This window comes from Pseudomonas sp. F1_0610, from assembly GCF_047470865.1.
Lineage (GTDB): Bacteria > Pseudomonadota > Gammaproteobacteria > Pseudomonadales > Pseudomonadaceae > JAZDRH01.
Genome location: NZ_JAZDRH010000039.1, coordinates 1 through 16,549 on the forward strand (window position 1 = coordinate 1; position 16,549 = coordinate 16,549).

At 37.8% G+C, this 16,549-nt stretch carries 22 protein-coding genes; 18 read left to right on the forward strand and 4 right to left on the reverse strand.

Annotated elements, in window-relative coordinates; translation table 11 throughout:
• From VQ643_RS15005 to VQ643_RS15050, 10 genes are all read left to right on the forward strand, one after another.
• On the forward strand, positions 1-473 hold a 473-nt coding region (locus VQ643_RS15005), incomplete at its 5' end, for a hypothetical protein (RefSeq protein WP_414201021.1).
• 11 nt (positions 474-484) lie between these two features.
• The gene (locus tag VQ643_RS15010) at positions 485-994 is read left to right on the forward strand and encodes a hypothetical protein (protein ID WP_414201024.1); all 510 of its coding nucleotides are present in this window, start codon (positions 485-487) and stop codon (positions 992-994) included.
• 33 nt (positions 995-1,027) lie between these two features.
• Positions 1,028-1,150 (forward strand): hypothetical protein, encoded by a 123-nt coding sequence (locus tag VQ643_RS15015; protein ID WP_414201027.1) that lies wholly within the window; start codon positions 1,028-1,030, stop codon positions 1,148-1,150.
• Between the two features lie 58 nt (positions 1,151-1,208).
• On the forward strand, positions 1,209-1,502 hold the full coding sequence (locus VQ643_RS15020; protein WP_414201077.1) for a VENN motif pre-toxin domain-containing protein: 294 nt from the start codon (positions 1,209-1,211) through the stop codon (positions 1,500-1,502).
• 78 nt (positions 1,503-1,580) lie between these two features.
• On the forward strand, positions 1,581-2,264 hold the full coding sequence (locus tag VQ643_RS15025) for a hypothetical protein (RefSeq protein ID WP_414201030.1): 684 nt from the start codon (positions 1,581-1,583) through the stop codon (positions 2,262-2,264).
• A gap of 14 nt (positions 2,265-2,278) precedes the next feature.
• The gene (locus VQ643_RS15030) at positions 2,279-2,563 is read left to right on the forward strand and encodes a hypothetical protein (RefSeq protein ID WP_414201033.1); all 285 of its coding nucleotides are present in this window, start codon (positions 2,279-2,281) and stop codon (positions 2,561-2,563) included.
• A gap of 230 nt (positions 2,564-2,793) precedes the next feature.
• On the forward strand, positions 2,794-3,345 hold the full coding sequence (locus tag VQ643_RS15035) for a hypothetical protein (RefSeq protein WP_414201036.1): 552 nt from the start codon (positions 2,794-2,796) through the stop codon (positions 3,343-3,345).
• 62 nt (positions 3,346-3,407) lie between these two features.
• Positions 3,408-4,013, forward strand: a complete 606-nt coding sequence (locus tag VQ643_RS15040) for a hypothetical protein (RefSeq protein WP_414201039.1) — start codon at positions 3,408-3,410, stop codon at positions 4,011-4,013.
• A 709-nt stretch (positions 4,014-4,722) separates the two neighbouring features.
• The gene (locus VQ643_RS15045; RefSeq protein WP_414201042.1) at positions 4,723-5,256 is read left to right on the forward strand and encodes a hypothetical protein; all 534 of its coding nucleotides are present in this window, start codon (positions 4,723-4,725) and stop codon (positions 5,254-5,256) included.
• Positions 5,257-5,264: 8 nt separating this feature from the next.
• Entirely contained in the window at positions 5,265-5,774 is a 510-nt protein-coding gene (locus tag VQ643_RS15050) for a hypothetical protein (protein WP_414201044.1), read from the forward strand.
• 123 nt (positions 5,775-5,897) lie between these two features.
• Here the strand turns inward: VQ643_RS15050 and VQ643_RS15055 are convergent, their stop codons facing one another.
• Positions 5,898-6,803 (reverse strand): LysR family transcriptional regulator, encoded by a 906-nt coding sequence (locus tag VQ643_RS15055; RefSeq protein WP_414201047.1) that lies wholly within the window; start codon positions 6,801-6,803, stop codon positions 5,898-5,900.
• A 120-nt stretch (positions 6,804-6,923) separates the two neighbouring features.
• Here VQ643_RS15055 and VQ643_RS15060 point away from each other — a divergent pair, with 120 nt between their 5' ends.
• The 3 genes from VQ643_RS15060 to VQ643_RS15070 are packed head-to-tail and all read left to right on the forward strand — an operon-like array spanning position 6,924 to position 10,884.
• Positions 6,924-8,450 (forward strand): MFS transporter, encoded by a 1,527-nt coding sequence (locus VQ643_RS15060; protein ID WP_414201050.1) that lies wholly within the window; start codon positions 6,924-6,926, stop codon positions 8,448-8,450.
• Between the two features lie 14 nt (positions 8,451-8,464).
• Positions 8,465-9,499, forward strand: a complete 1,035-nt coding sequence (locus VQ643_RS15065; RefSeq protein ID WP_414201053.1) for an HlyD family secretion protein — start codon at positions 8,465-8,467, stop codon at positions 9,497-9,499.
• A complete protein-coding gene (locus tag VQ643_RS15070; protein WP_414201055.1) occupies positions 9,499-10,884 on the forward strand; it encodes an efflux transporter outer membrane subunit in 1,386 nt (461 codons plus the stop codon). The genes VQ643_RS15065 and VQ643_RS15070 overlap by 1 nt, the downstream gene beginning before the upstream one ends.
• Positions 10,885-10,955: 71 nt before the next feature.
• On the opposite strand, the gene VQ643_RS15075 is transcribed toward VQ643_RS15070, so the two are convergent.
• Entirely contained in the window at positions 10,956-11,477 is a 522-nt protein-coding gene (locus VQ643_RS15075; RefSeq protein ID WP_414201058.1) for a hypothetical protein, read from the reverse strand.
• 121 nt (positions 11,478-11,598) lie between these two features.
• Between VQ643_RS15075 and coaE the strand changes: the two genes are divergently transcribed.
• Genes coaE through VQ643_RS15095 form a run of 4 tightly spaced genes read left to right on the forward strand, consistent with a single transcriptional unit; the run spans position 11,599 to position 13,511 of the window.
• Positions 11,599-12,210, forward strand: coding sequence for a dephospho-CoA kinase (gene coaE / locus VQ643_RS15080; RefSeq protein WP_414201060.1), 612 nt, complete (start codon positions 11,599-11,601; stop codon positions 12,208-12,210).
• Positions 12,207-12,395 (forward strand): DNA gyrase inhibitor YacG, encoded by a 189-nt coding sequence (gene yacG, locus VQ643_RS15085; protein ID WP_414201062.1) that lies wholly within the window; start codon positions 12,207-12,209, stop codon positions 12,393-12,395. Before coaE ends, yacG begins: the two co-directional genes overlap by 4 nt.
• Before the next feature lie 3 nt (positions 12,396-12,398).
• On the forward strand, positions 12,399-12,911 hold the full coding sequence (locus VQ643_RS15090) for a DUF1543 domain-containing protein (protein ID WP_414201065.1): 513 nt from the start codon (positions 12,399-12,401) through the stop codon (positions 12,909-12,911).
• A gap of 12 nt (positions 12,912-12,923) precedes the next feature.
• Positions 12,924-13,511, forward strand: coding sequence for a hypothetical protein (locus VQ643_RS15095; protein WP_414201067.1), 588 nt, complete (start codon positions 12,924-12,926; stop codon positions 13,509-13,511).
• A gap of 56 nt (positions 13,512-13,567) precedes the next feature.
• Here VQ643_RS15095 and VQ643_RS15100 read toward each other — a convergent pair whose 3' ends face one another.
• Positions 13,568-14,377 (reverse strand): hypothetical protein, encoded by an 810-nt coding sequence (locus VQ643_RS15100; RefSeq protein ID WP_414201069.1) that lies wholly within the window; start codon positions 14,375-14,377, stop codon positions 13,568-13,570.
• 58 nt (positions 14,378-14,435) lie between these two features.
• A complete protein-coding gene (locus VQ643_RS15105; RefSeq protein ID WP_414201072.1) occupies positions 14,436-16,067 on the reverse strand; it encodes a hypothetical protein in 1,632 nt (543 codons plus the stop codon).
• A 235-nt stretch (positions 16,068-16,302) separates the two neighbouring features.
• Between VQ643_RS15105 and VQ643_RS15110 the strand changes: the two genes are divergently transcribed.
• A partial coding sequence (locus VQ643_RS15110) for a hypothetical protein (protein ID WP_414201075.1) occupies positions 16,303-16,549 on the forward strand: 247 nt, incomplete at its 3' end.

The following is a 16,549-nucleotide window of genomic DNA, read 5'->3' on the forward strand; positions in this document are numbered from 1 at the left end:
GTTCTGAAGATAAATATATAGAAGTTATTTACTCATGGTATACTTTGGATGAAATAGAAAAAATAAAAAAACTATACAATATTAAATTAAATAAAACCGATCAATTGTATGTTTTTCTTAATAGTATTGGAAAGTTTTCTGCAGGCCTATTTGGAAATGAGCCGTTATTAATGTATAGTTCTGGTTGGAGTATTCGTAATCACCTGCTTTTTCAGAATGAAAGTCGAAAAGAAATTGAAGCTATAGATTCTTCTATGATCAATAAAATGCCGTTTTTTATATCAAAAGAATGTGAAACTCATTATATGTTTTTGCTGACTAGTTCAGATGCGCCTAATTTAATATATCGATATAATGAAGGTGAAGGTATAGTGGAGTCAATGGGTATTGACTTGATTTCTTACTTGAAAAAAATTATTAGTGAGTATGGTTTTTTTAAAGATGGTATTTTAGATTTTAATTATTTGGTTTGAGTGGTATTATAATGAATGATTTGCCTAGATTAAATATTAGATTTATTAATAATTATTTTGCAAAAGGGTATTCTGTAGAAGAGATAAAGAATATTGAATATCTATATAATGTTAATATTAACCCGGAATCTCAGTTTTATAGTTTTTTATATTATTATGGACGAACTAGCACGCTAGCCTTTCTTGATAATCCATTTCTATTCTATAAAGCAGAAATGCATTTGCGCGAACATATTATATTTCAGTACGAAACCACTGATAAACTCCGTGCTATTCAATATTATGAAACTTTTAGTAAAAAGGGATTTTTTATATCATGCGAGGAAAGTAAAGAGTACTTTTTTATACTTACTGACTCTTATGATTGTAATTCTGTTTACTGTTATGATGCTTGCTCTTCAATGGTAATTAATACAGGTTTGACACTGGAAGGGTATATTTTAAGTGTAATAAATAAATACGAATTGCTCGAAAAAAATATATTTCAAGAGTATCTGCAGGGAGATATTATTAGTATATAAATGTTTTATATTTTTATAATTTAGTATTCAGGGATGCGAAATGTTAATTTTAATACTCTCGTTCGCAATAACGCCGTAACAGGCGTTGTAACGGGCGCATTAGGCGGACAAACGGACCTTCAAGCAGCCACCAACGCTTTACACCTTACACCGTGAAACCTTTGGCGATAAAGATACAGACCCTAACAAAGCTGCCCAGCTTACCTCACATGCCATCTTAGGCGCGGTTGTCGCCGCCGCCAATGGCGGTAATGCTGTTGCAGGTGGTAGCTCCACCGTAGCCGCCGAACTCGCAGCAGACTACTTAGCCAAATTACTAGACGATGGCAAAACTGCCCGAAACGCAGAAGGCAAGTTTGATCCAAACCTACTTGGCGAAGACGTCAAAGCCAACACCCGCGACCTAAGCTCAGCTATCGCTGCTGTCGTGGGTGGTGTAGCAGGTGACTCCGCCTTTAATGCACAAGTAGCAGGGGGTATTGGGCAGAATGCGGTTGAGAATAATTGACTGTCAGCAAATCAGCTTATAGAAATTCATTATGAGTTTTTAAAATGTGCTGGAGAGCCAATATGTGAAAGAAAAATCATGGAAGCTGCTCATCTTACAAGCCAAGCGCAAGATGCTGCACTATGGTGGCCTACCACTAAAGATAATGGGGCGTCTGCTGTAAATAAAGTGTTAGGTTGGATAGGTTATGGTTATGACTTTGATACTCATTATAAAAAAATTGAAGATAATTTAAATAAAATAAATTCTGAAGAGAATGTTGTTGCTTATTTACGGAAGCACTACCCATCTGCAACAGATGATGAGTTAAAAGCTGTAGCTCCGTTATATATTGCAGAATCAAAGGATAGCTTTGAAAAAGGAGCTAGTCGTTTTGGTTGGTCTGCTTTTGAAGGAGCAACTCTGTTTGTAGGTGCTGGGCTTTCTAAAATAAAAACTGGTAAAGATGCTATAACAAAATCAGTAAACACTTCAGCAAAGACTCTTACGGGCTCTAAAGGTAATCCTTTAAATGTAATTGACGGTACCAATAAACCAGCTCTGATCAATAATAGAACCTACTCTGGTCATTCTTTAGATCGTATGCAGCGGCAAGGTATTACGCCAACAGTAGTTGAAAATACGATACGACCAATGAATGCTGTTGTTGGAAAAAGACCAGGAACAGCAGCATACTACGATAGAGTTAATCATATAACAGTAATTACTGACACAAAAACAGGAGCAGTTATTACTGTTGGCTATGGGAAAATAAAACAATGAGAAAACTGTCTCTTATGAACATTGAACAATATGATAAACGTCAAGTTTCTTTGATGAAGGATATGCTATGGCTGTATTCGTCAGAAAAAATATCTTTAAAGCAATTAATTGACAATTTGGATGGTTTATTATCTTGCATAGGGTCAATTGATATTGAGTGGAAGGAAAAGTTTCATGAACACTGGTTTGTTTTAGAACAGGTATATGCTGTTTCATTATTCAGAAATGAAGTCATTGATCAAAATGATTTAGATATCCAAGAATCAATTGAACAACTTCTAAAACTACTAAATGAGTAAATGGCTTTCAGAAAAAATTGGCGGATTTAACTTCTGAGTGCAATGCCTGATGATTCTTAAGTTTTATAAACTTCTTTAAATAAACATTTACAACTATATAAAGCAGGTTTTTGGAAAGTAATTGGAAATGCATCACTAAAGCAAGGTGGTGGTAAAACTACTTGGATTTTAGTGCACACAGATGTCAAAGGTAACTTAATAACTGCTTATCCAGTTGCTAATCCTAGATAATGAAAAGAATCCCAAGAATTGTAGCTAGATATAAAGCTCTTGCTGAAGTTGATGAGAATTTTGAAAGCTATTTTAGCTTTTACTTAGCTATGTGCAAGTTTATAGACGGAAATAAGCAGTTTTTTAAGGATAATCTTAAAAGTAAATGGGGGCTTGATATTTTAATGAAATTAGATTTTCAAAAATATATTCTAGAGTCACCAGATTTGAGCTTAGTCTCTGTACGTCAACGTATAAAAGAAAGTGAAAATCTAAAGTCAGCAAGCTTACCAATGCTAATAAACAGCTATTTATGGGATTTGGTTAGGATATACTCAGATGAAGACTGCACTAGGTGTGGTAATTCAATGGCATATGTAAAAGCTATTGAAAAAAATAAAAAAGAAACTATAGTTTTAGAGTGTACGTTCTGCGGGGCTGCTAAAAACTTAGATGGTACAACGTTTAAGACAGTTGATGGAGATTTTGTAGAAGCGATACTTCCAGTAACTCAAGATGAGATTTTGTTAGCACTAGATCAAATAAACCTACCTTATAAAGAGGAAAAATAAAATTTCTGAACATTTCTGAACATTTATGAGGTGCAGCATAACTAAGAATTACTGGAGTTAGTATGTTAGATGAAAACTGGAAAGCAGGATCTGGCATTATCGTAATATGGCATGCGATGGATAAAAATGGAAAAATTGCATTTATGTTAAATAACTGTTTTGGAGGAGTTCCAAAACAGTTATTAAGAAAAGAAAATCTAGAAACTAGACTAGACTTGCTTAGTGAATATGTTTATGAAGAGTCTTCTGTTTATAGTTCGTATCCTGAAAATAAAAAAGGTAGTTTTTATTTGGATTACTACTCTAGTTTTATTCACTTAAGATCTGCAAAGTTAAGAAAGATTAAAATAAAAGAAGATTTAATAAATAATTTAAATATGATTTATGAGAGTAGACAGAAATCTAGTGACCTTAACTTAGCAATTAATAAAGGACTTTTTGTTTATCATGCGGTAGAAGGTACTTATGAAGGCGAGGATACAGTTGTAGGCTATGATGGTTCTACCAAAATGGGAGACTATTACAGATTTTTAGTGCCTACAAAATATGCAACAATAGAAGACTTTCCTGTTGAGTTAAGAGATCTTATTGCTGTTTCTAATACACTTGATTTTACACAAGATAGAATTTTAGATAAAAATATTGATGAGTATTTTGAATGTGATTGATTTTTAATTCGCTTACTTTATTAAGTTATATTTTATTTTATAATTTAATGTTTAAATTTAGAGTTTTATGCATAACTTTAAGCAGGTTAATCGTATTTACTCATACAATTTCCTACAAATGAAAAGGTGACACAATGAGTATCAATAGAGATGGTTTTTCGCAATATGCTGTAGACCTAGATTCTGATGTTATTAATGTAGGGGATATAAATAAAGTTAAAAATGGGATAAGTGTCGTTGTGTGGAATGTTTTTCATTTTTAAAATAAAAGGATGCAAAAATCGACTATGAACTTAGTGCTCGATTAGCCAGCGTTACATTTGCAATCAGAGAAACTTGCTATCGTTATCAAGCCAAGCTCAAAAAAGGCGCTTCACTCAATAAGCAAAAGTGGACTTAGCTTATTGTTATTGAGTAAAGGCAATAATGGAATCGCAGGTGTTCATGCCTAGGATGTCGCAAGTGATGTTGGAAAAATAATACAAGCCGAACGAGCGGCTAGTTTATATTCGTAATGCTGATGAAATAAAAGCTCCATTTAGCTTAGAGTATGATAATAAGAAAGCTAGAACTGATGGGGTTAGGTACTTTGATTTAGATACAGTGCGTGGTACGCCGTTGGATTTAGAAGATTTTGTAAATAGATATAAAAATATGACACTTGATATATATCATGGCTCTACTTTGCAGAAGCCATAAGGAAAATAGTATGTTAAATAATTTAGCTCAGGAACTACATAAGAAATATCCAGAACTGGCATTTGATTCGAGTTTTGTAAGAGGCTATTCAGAGGAGGAAATAAAAAAAATTGAACGCCTTTACGATATTGAAGTGCCATCTACTAGCCAACTATATAGTTTTTTAAAAAATATGGGAAGATGTAGTGGTGGCTTGTTTGGTGATGATACATTGTATTTTTATGTGCAACGTATGACAGTTGGGGGGCATATTAATGTACAGTACTTAATGAGGGAGGAGTTATTAGAATTAGGGCTTATAAATGATGATAGTGAGAAAATATTTTTTGTATCTCGTCTCGCAGAAACACAATATTTCTTTTTAAAAACAAAATCAAGTATGATGGATATGATATATCATTATAATGAGAATACTGAAGAGATAAATGAAACAGGAATTACATTTTATCAGCATATAGATAGAATTTTATCTTATGGTCATAGTGAATACACATGCTCTAAAGAAGTGTTGATAAGGTTTTCTAGTGAGTTAGTTGATTTTTGAGGTTTTAAATGAATGAGTTAATTAGAGTTTTAAATGGCCAGTTTAATAGTTTGCGAATTAAAAGTTTTCTTCAGAAAGGTTATAGTGATGTTGAAATAGGTAAAATAGAAAATTTATATGGGTTTAAAATTAAAGACAATATACAATTATATGAGTTTTTGAATACTATCGGAAGATGCAGTGGAGGTTTTTTTGGTAGTTCTCCTTTGATATTTTATAGTGATTTATCTATAAGGATGCATGTTGTTTTTCAAGGCCATATTAACTATGAAATGCTGTCGGCAGAAAAAGAAATAGAATGCAAAGAGGACTCTTTTATTATCTCAGTTGAAAATAATAATGAGTATTATTTTTTATATTATAAAGATGGTTTGGTGTACTGTTTTAATAAAAAAGAAGATAGAGTTGAATCAACAGGAAAAACATTTAATGAATACTTATTAAGTGTTATAGAAAGGTATAGTATCTCAGCTGACCCAGATTCTTTGTATGCTACTGGTGAACTGATTATTGTTTAAATAAATAGCGGTCTTAAAATAATAGCTAGGAATGTAAAGCTTAAACTAAAGCGCGTAATTCTAATGCGCTGATAATTACTAGGTTATTGGAAGAAAGATAGATAATAAACACCTGTATTTTCTCTAAATAATAGTTTCGGGCTGGAAATATTTACGAATTTCTTGTCGTAACCAACGATGTCCGGGGTCGTTGTCAAAACGTGGGTGCCATGCTTGGCTGATTTCTACGGGTGGTAGATCCAGTGGCAAGTCAATAACGGAGTATTCTATAGGTACACGTTTTAAGCTGTTAATCACATGTATTGGCAGTGGCAGAATAAAATCAGAGTCAGGCAGTAGAAATAATGCAGAATGAAAGCCAGGCATAATAATGTGAATAGGACGCACTAACCCAAGTGCTTGTAGTGCTTCATCAATTGGCCCTCTACCTTCACCGCGACGTGAAACGCTAATATGTGAATATTGCACTAAGTTTTCAGCTGTTACTTTGCCAATAATAGGATGATCTTTGCGCACTACGGCTTTAAAGCATGATGTAAAAAGCGATTGCACTTTGGTTTCAGGTTGCCAGCGAGGATAAGAGCCAATCACTAAATCGGCTTGACCACGACGTAATACATCATCATTAGCGCTTACTTCTGCAATAAACTTAAAAATACTATTAGGTGATTGGGCTCGTAAGCTATCTAGTAAATCTCCCGCCATAGCGCCCATAAATACGTTATTTGCTCGAATAGTAAATACACGCTCTTGTTTGGCTGGTGAAAAGTCTCTATCTGCATTTAGCCCTGCACACATATCTAGAATAGGCTGAATCTGTTCGCGTAATTCTAACGCACGGGGGGTGGGCACCAGATTTCTACCCGCCCGCACCAGAATGGGATCATTAAATTGTTCACGGATACGCGCCAATATTCGGCTAACGGCAGGTTTGCTTAGATTGAGCTTATAAGACGCATTGCTGACGCTGCCTTCATCAAGCAACACGCTTAAAGCATAAATCAGATTAAGGTCTACAGGCTGAGCCATACTATTCTTCCGATTGCATTTTATGCACTTATTAAATTACATAATTTCAATATTCACAATCGGCAAATTTAAAGATACTGCGCACATACAAAAAAATGTAATAAAAAGTAGGTGAATACTATGTCTGAGGCTGTTAGGCAGCCTGTTCCAAATGGGATTGTTAGCAGTGCAAAAGGTGTTGAGTTTCGCACGTGGCTAGCCTTAATCGGCATTATTTTGGCGGTGATGGCAAGCGGTATTGGCGAAAATGTTAGCAAGGTTGCACTGGCTGATATTGAAGGCGCTATGTCGCTTAATCTGGATGATGGGAGCTGGATTATCTGCTGCTACATCATAGGTTTCGTATTGGGATCAGGTTTTACCCCTTGTTTTTGGCCAACTTTTTCGCTGCGCCGAGTGGCCTTGTTTATGGCTGGGTTATATATCTTATGTGGTGTGCTGACACCTTATATATCTCAGAGTTATAGCAGTCTGTTGATAGTACGTAGTGTGCAAGGTTTAACAGGCGGGGCGATGCCACCAATGTTAATGACTATTGTGCTGCGTTTTATGCCGCCTTTGTTAAAAGTACCTGTATTAGGGGCTTATGCTTTGGTGTCGGCATGGAGCGCAACCTTGGGTGCGACTATTGCCGCATTGTCCTTTAGCTGGGGCTGGCAAGGATATTTTTACTGGAATATTCCAGTGATGTTATTAGCTATGTTCTTGTTGGGTTATGGCTTACCGCAAGATCCAATGAAACTTGAACGCTTACAGCATTTTGACTGGAAGGGCTTAATCACGGGAACAGTGGCCCTGGGTATGCTCAGCATGGGGCTGTATCAAGGTGAACGTTGGGACTGGTTTAACTCGCCTTTAATTAGCTTTTTGTTATTGGGTGGTTTGGGTTTGCTGGTAATTTTTCTGGTGAATGAATGGTCGCAGCCGATTCCGTTTTTTAACTTACAGTTACTTAAAAAACTTAACTTGTCATTTTCACTGATTGCTTTGGGGTGCGTCTTGGTACTGATGGTGGCCTTGATCAGTTTGACCTCAGGTTATTTGGCGGCTGTGCAAGGGTATCGGCAAGAGCAAATATCCGATGTGATGCTGTGGGTTGCCTTACCTCAACTGATTGTGCTGCCGATTATGAGTTATGTATGCAACTTACAGCGTGTTGACTGCCGGATTGTGTTGATTATTGGTTTGAGCCTGATGGCGTTAGCAAGCTATATGGCATCGCAATTAACCAGTGATTGGTCAGCGGAGAATTTTCGCCTGATTCAACTGATACAGGCAGCAGCCCAGCCGATGATGATTATTCCCTTGCTAATGCTGGCGACTATTGGTTTACAACCAACAGATGGCCCCTTTGCGGCTGCTTGGTTTAACGCAGTGAAGGGTTTTGCTGCCACTGTTGCGGTTGGAGTGACGGCTTTTATGTTGCGGATACGTGGTGATTTTCATCACAGCCAATTGGTTAATCAGCAACCCACAACAGGATTAGAGTTTGCCGAGCAAAGTGCTGGGTTAATGAAGGCGCTGAGCGCACAAGTAAAAGTGCTGGCTACAGCGGATGTATTTATCGCGTTAATGGTGTTTATCGCTTTACTGGTTGCACTGACCTGTGTGATGCCAGGGCGTGTTTACCCGCCAACACCTAATTGAAGTAGGACAAAACTATGAGTTTAATTAAAAGTATGACAAAAGGTCGATCATTAGCAATGGTGCTAGTAGTGGTAGGTGTTTCTTCTATTTTGATGGGCGCCAAATCGTTATTGATTAGTCCATCAGCACAAACTAATGATGCGTATATTCGCGCTGATGTAACTAACTTATCAGTGAAAATTTCGGGCTTGGTGAGTGATGTTTTGGTAGATGACAACCAAGTTGTAAAAAAAGGTGAGTTATTAGCAAAAATTGATGCGCGAGATTTGCAGCTAGCCGTAGAGCAAGCCTTAGCACAGCTTGAGGCCAGTAATGCACAGATTATTGATATTCAAGCGAAGCTAGCACGCCAACAAGATCTTATTGCTGTAGCTAAAGCTAAGCGTGATGCAGTAAAAGCAGAGTTAGACTTTGCGCGTCAAGAACGCTTGCGTTATCAGCAAATGGCAACAGCAGGAGCTGGTTCAAAACAAAAAGCCGACCAAACAGCTAGTCGCGAGCGTATTTTGCAAGCTCAAGTGCAGCAAGAAAACGCCACTTTAGAGGCAACAGCCAACGAAGTTAAGGTATTGAATGCGCAGTTATTACAAGCTCAAGCGAAATTTACGACAGCAAAAGCTCAAGTAACTCAGGCCAGTTTAAATCTGAGTTACACCGAGGTGCGTGCGCCGATGGACGGTGTTATTGGTAAGCGCCATTTGCGTGTAGGTCAATGGGTTAGTCCAGGTCAAAGTTTGATCGCAATAGTGCCTACGGAGAATTACATTATTGCCAACTTTTTAGAAACTCAGCTAGCTCAGGTTGCTGTAGGCAGTGATGTCAATATTGAGATTGATGCTATCCCTAACAAAGTATTTAGCGGAAAAGTAGAAAGTATTGCGCCGGCGTCTGGAGTTACTTTTAACCAATTAGCGCCAGAGAATGCGACAGGTAACTTTACGAAAATAGTGCAACGTATTCCCGTTAAAGTACGCATTGCCAGCCATGAAAATACGCTGCAAGTACGCGTAGGTATGTCAGCCAATGTGCAAGTGGTAGGAGAGCGCTAATGATACGCAAATGGGTTAGCGCTAGTAGTTTAAGTTTGCTATTGGTGGGTTGTGCCAATGTCGGTATGGAGCTGCCAGAAACCACCGCTTTGCCTGAGCAATGGCAACAGACGGAGTTTATCAACGCAGATTTTCTTGAGTTGGAATGGTGGCGTGAGTTTGATGATCCTTTGTTAAATCAATTACAAGGGCAGATGTTGGCGAAGAATTTAGATTTGCAGTTGTCTGCTCAACGGCTACTACAAGCTTATGACTTATTACAAGTACAACGTGCAGCGCAGCGTCCAGAACTAGGTGCTGAGAGTAGCTATCAACGTCAGCGTGATGCACTAAAAGCTGAGGATCAAGCATGGTCTAATCGTACTCAAGTTGGGTTCAGTAGCGTTTGGGCTATTGATCTTTGGGGACAGCTACGTCACCGAACAGAGGCGGCAAAAGCACAAGCCGCTATGACTTTAGAGCAACAGCATGCCTTGCAAATTGCTTTAATGGCTGAACTGGCCAGTGCTTATGTTGATTACCGAGCCACCCAGCAACTCATTCTGGTAACACGTCAAAACCAAGCAGCAGCGGAGCAGAACTTAAGTTTGACACAGAAGCGAGAAGAGTTAGGTGTTGCCACGCGTTTAGAGGTTGAGCAGGCCAATTCACAGTTAAAAATTACTGTAGCTGATTTGCCTTTGTTGGAGGAGCAAGCCCATCGTTTAATCAATGCAATGAGTTTGCTGCTGAATCAAACACCTAATACGCTGACTGCGCAGCTAAGTGAAGCAACAGAAGTACCTATGATTAAACGCAGTATTGCCACAGGAGTGCCTTCGGAGTTAGCTCAGCGTCGCCCAGATATCCGTATGGCAGAGCAGCATTTGCGTCAAACAACGGCCATGATTAATGCGGCAAAGGCTGACTTTTATCCTAGCATTCGCTTAACGGGTAATATTGGATTAGATGCACTACATACTTCTGATCTATCTAACTGGTCAAGCCGTGCTTTTAGTTTTGGACCTAGCTTGTATCTGCCTATTTTTACTGGTGGACGTTTAACCAGCCAGTTACGTTTAACTGAACATAAACAACAGGAAGCGGCTATTGCTTATCAGAAAACTGTACTTACCGCATGGCATGAAATTGATAACCAGTTAATGGCGCTAAAAACTCAGGATCAGCACGTTAATAATGTGCAAGATGCAGTGCAGTCTGCACAGCTTGCAGCGCATATTGCCAGAGAACAATACGAATATGGCGAAAGTGATTTTATTAACGTATTAGATAGCCAAAGCCAGTTGTTACGCTTACAGCTACAAGCGGTAAAAGCACAACAAAGTAAAGCCAGAAATCAAATTCAATTGTTCCAAGCACTGGGCGGTGGCTGGGGCGATTATTAGTAGCAAGTTTTAACGAAAGTGGCTTTAGGTTGTCAGGGGTTGTAAAGCTTTACCTCTGACAACCTCTTTTTTTAGCTTTTTTGAATGTTACGAATTAAATAGGTTAAAGCTTGAGCTATGTCAGCCGCACCTTGTTGGTCGCGTAAAGTACTAAAGAAAATCTGGCGACTATCTGGTACAAAGAAGTCGCATTTAATACCAGAGCTTAAGCACTCATATTTGACAAAAGGGCTGGCACCAAAAACGTTATAGTTGCGCTGGGAAACCTGTAAACGGTCTTCAGTGACATAGCGTTTTTCTTCGCGAACTGTAATAGTTCCGCTTTTTTCAACAGTGATTGAGTAATTCAAGTCAAAACGATCTTTCTGTCCTACTTGATAACTTGAGCTTAGAGCGTATTGTTTTAGCAAATGATTAACATGGCTAACTAAAGCCGCACGTTCGGTTGAGCTGCCATAGCGTTTTTTTAGCTCAGCGGCATAGTTTTTTGAGTTGGCTGGTGCAATAGTATTAACTTGTGCCCACGCACTGGTATGTGCAATGACTAAGGCTGTACTTAAGGTTAATAAACGGCACAGTTTAGCAAGTTTCATAGCAGATCCTTTGTTGATGATCTTGTGCAAAAAAGAGTCAATCTTTATCCGACTCGAAGTAGCATGATACTAAACAAAGCTACCCATTTTTAATATCCCTTTACAGTGGGAGATAACATTTGTGACTCAACCATGGATTTTAGGCTTAACTGGCGGAATTGCTAGTGGCAAAAGTGCGGCAGCAGCACGTTTTGCTACATGGGGTGTAAATATTGTGGATGCGGATGTTGTTGCGCGCTGGGTTGTGGAGCCTAACCAGCCAGCTTTAGCTCAGATAGCACAGCATTTTGGGCAAGATATATTATTGCCTGACGGGCACTTAAACCGCCAACTACTGCGTGAAAAAATCTTTGCCCAGCCTAATGAGCGCTTATGGGTAGAGCAGTTGCTACATCCATTAATTCGCCAGCGAATTGTTGAAGAGTTGGCTAAAACCACTTCAGCTTATGCCATATTAGTTTCACCTTTATTGATAGAATCAGGCCAGTACGCGTTAACTAATCGTGTGTGTGTGGTAGATGTTGATGAAGAAACGCAACGCCAGCGCACATTACAACGCGACGGAGTGACGCCTGAGCAAGTGGACGCTATTTTACAAGCACAGGCCAGTAGAGCCAGGCGTTTAATGTATGCTGATGATATTATTGCTAATGATCAAGATCTCACATATTTATACGCACAAGTAGATGAATTGCATGCGCTGTATTTAACTGTAATAGAAGACCAAGTATGACCAAGCCAAGTGTGAATTGCCCAACCTGTAACAAACCTCAAGTATGGGATACAACTAATCCTTATCGCCCCTTTTGTTGTGAGCGCTGCAAACTCATTGATTTTGGTGCTTGGGCAAAAGAGGAGCATGCAATTGCGGGTGAACCAGATATTGATGAACTATTCTCAGAAGATTTAAAGCATTAATTTATGAAAAAACTTTATATGTTCTCTTTAGGCGGCAATGCAGGTCGATCTAATATTGAAGTGCATGATATTCAGTTTGCTGCTGTTAGTAAGATAGAGGATGCTTATCCACAATTGCGCAAGGCTTGGTTTGGCGATAAGGATAAACTGCATTTGGATGGTTATATGCCTATTACATGGGCTGATGGCTATGATGTGAGTTTATCTCAGGTACCAAGTCAGCATCCGCTGAAATTATTTTTTATTAACGTAGGTGCTTATACGCCCGAGTCGTTAGCTGAAGTGCATGCGTTTGATTTATTTGTTGCCACAGATGCGCAATCTGCGAAAGAAAAAGCTATGCGTCAATTGTTAGTAGGCATGAATCATCAGCATAGAGATAATCTTAAAGACGTAGATAATTGTTTATTGCTTGATCATGTTGATGCGTTATATATCCATTTAACTGCCAACCCAACAGGCAGTAAAAATCTGCCAGAGTGGCAAGGTTACCGCCCTATAGGCATTGCCCAATAAGGTTTTATGCCCATGCCTGCTTGGAAGTGGTTATTGTGTTGTTTGGCTTTGTTATTAACAGCTTGTGTTAATGGCTATAAATTACCAGCACAAGAAAATATTACGCACTTCGCCATTAAAGAAGGCAAAGCTATTGCACAGTCTGAAAACTTTGCTTATGTGTTTTATCTACCAACACCTGAGGATCGCCAGTATTATCTTAGTTATCAAACATTTTTGGAAAATTATTTAACTAAGACAGGGCGACAAGAACTGTACTTTGATGTAATAGATAATCAAGTAAAAGCACGTATTGAAATGAGCTTTGATAGTAACCAGTTAAATGAGGGTGATATTGAAGCATTAACAAAAAACTATAAAGCACGTCGTAACTCATTCAATAAAGAGCTAACTGTGGCATTTACCTTTAACGGGCAGGTGCTGAAATTATCTAAACATAAAAACCTAGCTTTAGAGCCGCAATACCAGCTTGGCCGGCCCATTGCATTAAAAATTATGCAACAACGTAGTTTATCTGCAGTAGGAGAAGGGCTAGTCATTTTAGCATCACCCTTATTACCTTTTGTGATGATGTACGGCTGCGCAACAGGGCCTTGTTAACTATTAAAAATAATAAAAAACATTTCGAATAAAATTAATATGTATTCAAAAATACTTTATAAAGATTCATACTCTAATATGTAACCAGACTTTAATATGGGTTTAATTTTATTACCCATGCTTATGCTAGTAAAACGCTGCCCTTGTTTGTCATTTTCATCAATAATAAAACCATATAATTTTTTATGGTTAGTAGCTTGCCAGATATAATAATAGTCATAAACCTGGAATGTAGCATTATAACGATGGTAACGGCCTAGAAAGACAAGATCTTTAGCACGAGTGGCATCCTCGTCTACTAATAGCTCACCTAGCTCCAAACGCAGGTAGCGTAGCAGCTGGTGTTCTAATGTATTAGGCAATCCTGTTTTACCCATCCAAGGTGCAGAATCTTCCATCAACTCTTCTAGGTGTTGGCTTTCATCCCAATCATTTAAAATAAGTTGCCCATCTTTTTTCATTTCAAAATCAAAGGTAAAGCTTGATCCTGAAAAAACATATTGATTGTCAGGATGTGGTAATGGGTCTTGTGCCTCGCTAAGAACACCCTCCGCTAAGAGTTCTTCTAAATCTTCAGCCAATTCGGCTTCGTCTTCAGCAGTTAATTCAATATTTAATGATTGGAAAAATTGATCTGATGCTGCTTTACGTTTTGCTTGGTCAGCAGGTAGCTCCCACATTCTTAGTTTAATCTCGATAGAAAGTGTTTGATCCTCTAGAAGTTGGCGTGAAAACTCCAATGTGGCTTCAGGACTTAATTGATTATTTTCAATTAATGAGGGAGACGGCATACTTAATAGCTGTGCATAGTTTTTTTGTTTAAATGCTTCTACAGTTTTTTGAGCAATTTCAAAGTTATCAGACACTGTATCTTCCTTATCTTTATAAATAATAATTACTTAGCAAAAAGGCTGAGCAGTTTATTTAAAATCGACTGACCTGCGCATTATAACTTTCTTCATCTGCTCTTAATAATTCGCGAAAAAGCTGGCAATCTTGTGTATCTTTAGCATAAAAATAAGCTGATGACTCATCATCGTATATTGATAAAACCCAGCGTGCGACTTGCTTAACATCTTCAGCAATATAGTAGTCTGCTTGGCAGAGTATGTTTTTTAATGCAGCAATATCACAATCGGCGGCAAAAATAGCGTGCACGATTGGATAGCCCATCGTATCTGAAGCACAAAGTTCATGGTAAGCTGCTTCGTCATTAAGCAAATAAATGTGGTACGTACTGCCATTAACAACAAAAGTATCTAAACATGTTAAACGTGGCAAAATATCTTCGTACCAAATGGTATTTTCTATGTATTTAAAATCTTCAGGTGACCATAGGTTATATGTCATTTCTGGGTTGATTTGGCACAATATAATTGGCATTTCTCCTTGTTTATTATTTAACAAAAGAGGTAATTGCCAATGTTCATTCTCGTTATAAAAAATTGTAGTATGTAGTCTTTCAGGTAAAATAGCATGTACGTCTTTTTCCAAGGCTCGCCAGAATAAATCTGTTATTTTTCCATCATTGGCATAAAACAGCCCCAGATGCTCATCCGCCCCGCCACCATAAAAATTATCATAGCCCCATGAAGCCAGTTTTTTTGTTTTAATTAATTGACTTAAAGACATGTGTATATAAGCACCATTGCAATATTCTTTTAATAAGCTCAGATCACAATCAGCTGATATTACACAGTGAGCAATACAGCTTTCACTGCTAGTTTTTGACCAAAGGCTGTAATAAGCCTCTAAATCGGTAATGCGAAATAATTGAAATTGATACAAGGGCGTTGTATGACCCGAATAAGGGCAGCCTTGCCATTCTTCTACCAGTGTTAACTTAGCGGTATGTTGAGTAAGATAGTTACTGTCTTCAATATAGTCATTGTCTTTATGCGAGTAGATATTATACATCGACTCATCAGGATTAATGATGCATAGCAACAGTGGTACTGGCTCCTGTAATTGCTCTGCCAACCAAATAGGGAGCAACCATTGTTCTTGATAATCATAAAAGGTTGCGCTACGCAGTTGTGCCATGCCCAAACTTGGGGAGTCATAGCGTTCTGCAATATCCAAATGGGGTAATGAATGCAACCAAACATCTACATGCTTTTGTTTGGTAATAAATGTTAATAATGTTGAGCCATAGGTTGTGAAATAGGAGAAAATTGCCCAATCATAATACGCTAATATTGTTTGACAAAATTGATCATAATGCCCATTGGGATGATCTGCTCGGCAATCATGTAAAAAATCTAAATTAATTCTCTTAAGGGGTTTTCTCAGACTGCCCAGTACAATACAGTTCTTTGAAGGCCAGTTTGACCTGCTATCATTTTTGTCTTCTCGTAAAATATCTTTCGCTTGAGCGAGTGGTTTTATCCACGGGGATACACCATTGTTTGAAGCAGGTTCTTCTTCAATACAAAAACCTACAGAAGCCGATGTTTGAATTAATTGATTAATTAAATCTAAAATATTTTCTTGCCCATCTTCTGCAGAAATAGATAATAATGTGATGTAGCAGGGAGCCTGTACTTGAAAATTCATATGGCTTCCTTGTCCAAGAGAAAGTGATTTTAGTTAACAGTTAGGTGCTTTTTTGTGACCTGTATATTCAAAGGCTTAATAGTAGGACCTAGATACAATTAGATTTTTTGCTCTATTGAGACTCTTACTGATATCATGTTAAAAGAAATGCTGTTGTTTGAGAATATTCAGGCAGCAATTTATTCGTTTAGTGCGTTTGACTATACCTCCAGTATTTTATTCTCAGCTCTTAACGTTGGATAGATCAGAAAATAGTCATTTTAAATTAGATGGACGTAAAAATAAAGCAATGGATATTGTATATATTAAAATACCTAGAGTAGCTCTAAAACCACTAGTCGATGGTTCAAAAAATAGATTTCGCTGTGTTTATGGTGATTATGTATTTTATATAAGTAAAAATATTCTAAAAGAGGCTGGAAGGCTAGAAGATGATGGCTATTATTATTTTGGTGTAGTAAATGTTAAGGATAATATATATG

Coding starts and splice junctions, on each gene's coding strand:
- VQ643_RS15025 (WP_414201030.1), top strand. CDS start 1,581: ATGGAAGCTGCTCATCTTACAAGCCAAGCGCAAGATGCTGCACTATGG.
- VQ643_RS15045 (WP_414201042.1), top strand. CDS start 4,723: ATGTTAAATAATTTAGCTCAGGAACTACATAAGAAATATCCAGAACTG.
- VQ643_RS15050 (WP_414201044.1), top strand. CDS start 5,265: ATGAATGAGTTAATTAGAGTTTTAAATGGCCAGTTTAATAGTTTGCGA.
- VQ643_RS15035 (WP_414201036.1), top strand. CDS start 2,794: ATGAAAAGAATCCCAAGAATTGTAGCTAGATATAAAGCTCTTGCTGAA.
- VQ643_RS15065 (WP_414201053.1), top strand. CDS start 8,465: ATGAGTTTAATTAAAAGTATGACAAAAGGTCGATCATTAGCAATGGTG.
- VQ643_RS15040 (WP_414201039.1), top strand. CDS start 3,408: ATGTTAGATGAAAACTGGAAAGCAGGATCTGGCATTATCGTAATATGG.
- VQ643_RS15075 (WP_414201058.1), bottom strand. CDS start 11,477: ATGAAACTTGCTAAACTGTGCCGTTTATTAACCTTAAGTACAGCCTTA.
- VQ643_RS15060 (WP_414201050.1), top strand. CDS start 6,924: ATGTCTGAGGCTGTTAGGCAGCCTGTTCCAAATGGGATTGTTAGCAGT.
- VQ643_RS15055 (WP_414201047.1), bottom strand. CDS start 6,803: ATGGCTCAGCCTGTAGACCTTAATCTGATTTATGCTTTAAGCGTGTTG.
- VQ643_RS15015 (WP_414201027.1), top strand. CDS start 1,028: ATGCGAAATGTTAATTTTAATACTCTCGTTCGCAATAACGCCGTAACA.
- VQ643_RS15070 (WP_414201055.1), top strand. CDS start 9,499: ATGATACGCAAATGGGTTAGCGCTAGTAGTTTAAGTTTGCTATTGGTG.
- VQ643_RS15030 (WP_414201033.1), top strand. CDS start 2,279: ATGAACATTGAACAATATGATAAACGTCAAGTTTCTTTGATGAAGGAT.
- yacG (WP_414201062.1), top strand. CDS start 12,207: ATGACCAAGCCAAGTGTGAATTGCCCAACCTGTAACAAACCTCAAGTA.
- VQ643_RS15095 (WP_414201067.1), top strand. CDS start 12,924: ATGCCTGCTTGGAAGTGGTTATTGTGTTGTTTGGCTTTGTTATTAACA.
- VQ643_RS15105 (WP_414201072.1), bottom strand. CDS start 16,067: ATGAATTTTCAAGTACAGGCTCCCTGCTACATCACATTATTATCTATT.
- VQ643_RS15010 (WP_414201024.1), top strand. CDS start 485: ATGAATGATTTGCCTAGATTAAATATTAGATTTATTAATAATTATTTT.
- VQ643_RS15090 (WP_414201065.1), top strand. CDS start 12,399: ATGAAAAAACTTTATATGTTCTCTTTAGGCGGCAATGCAGGTCGATCT.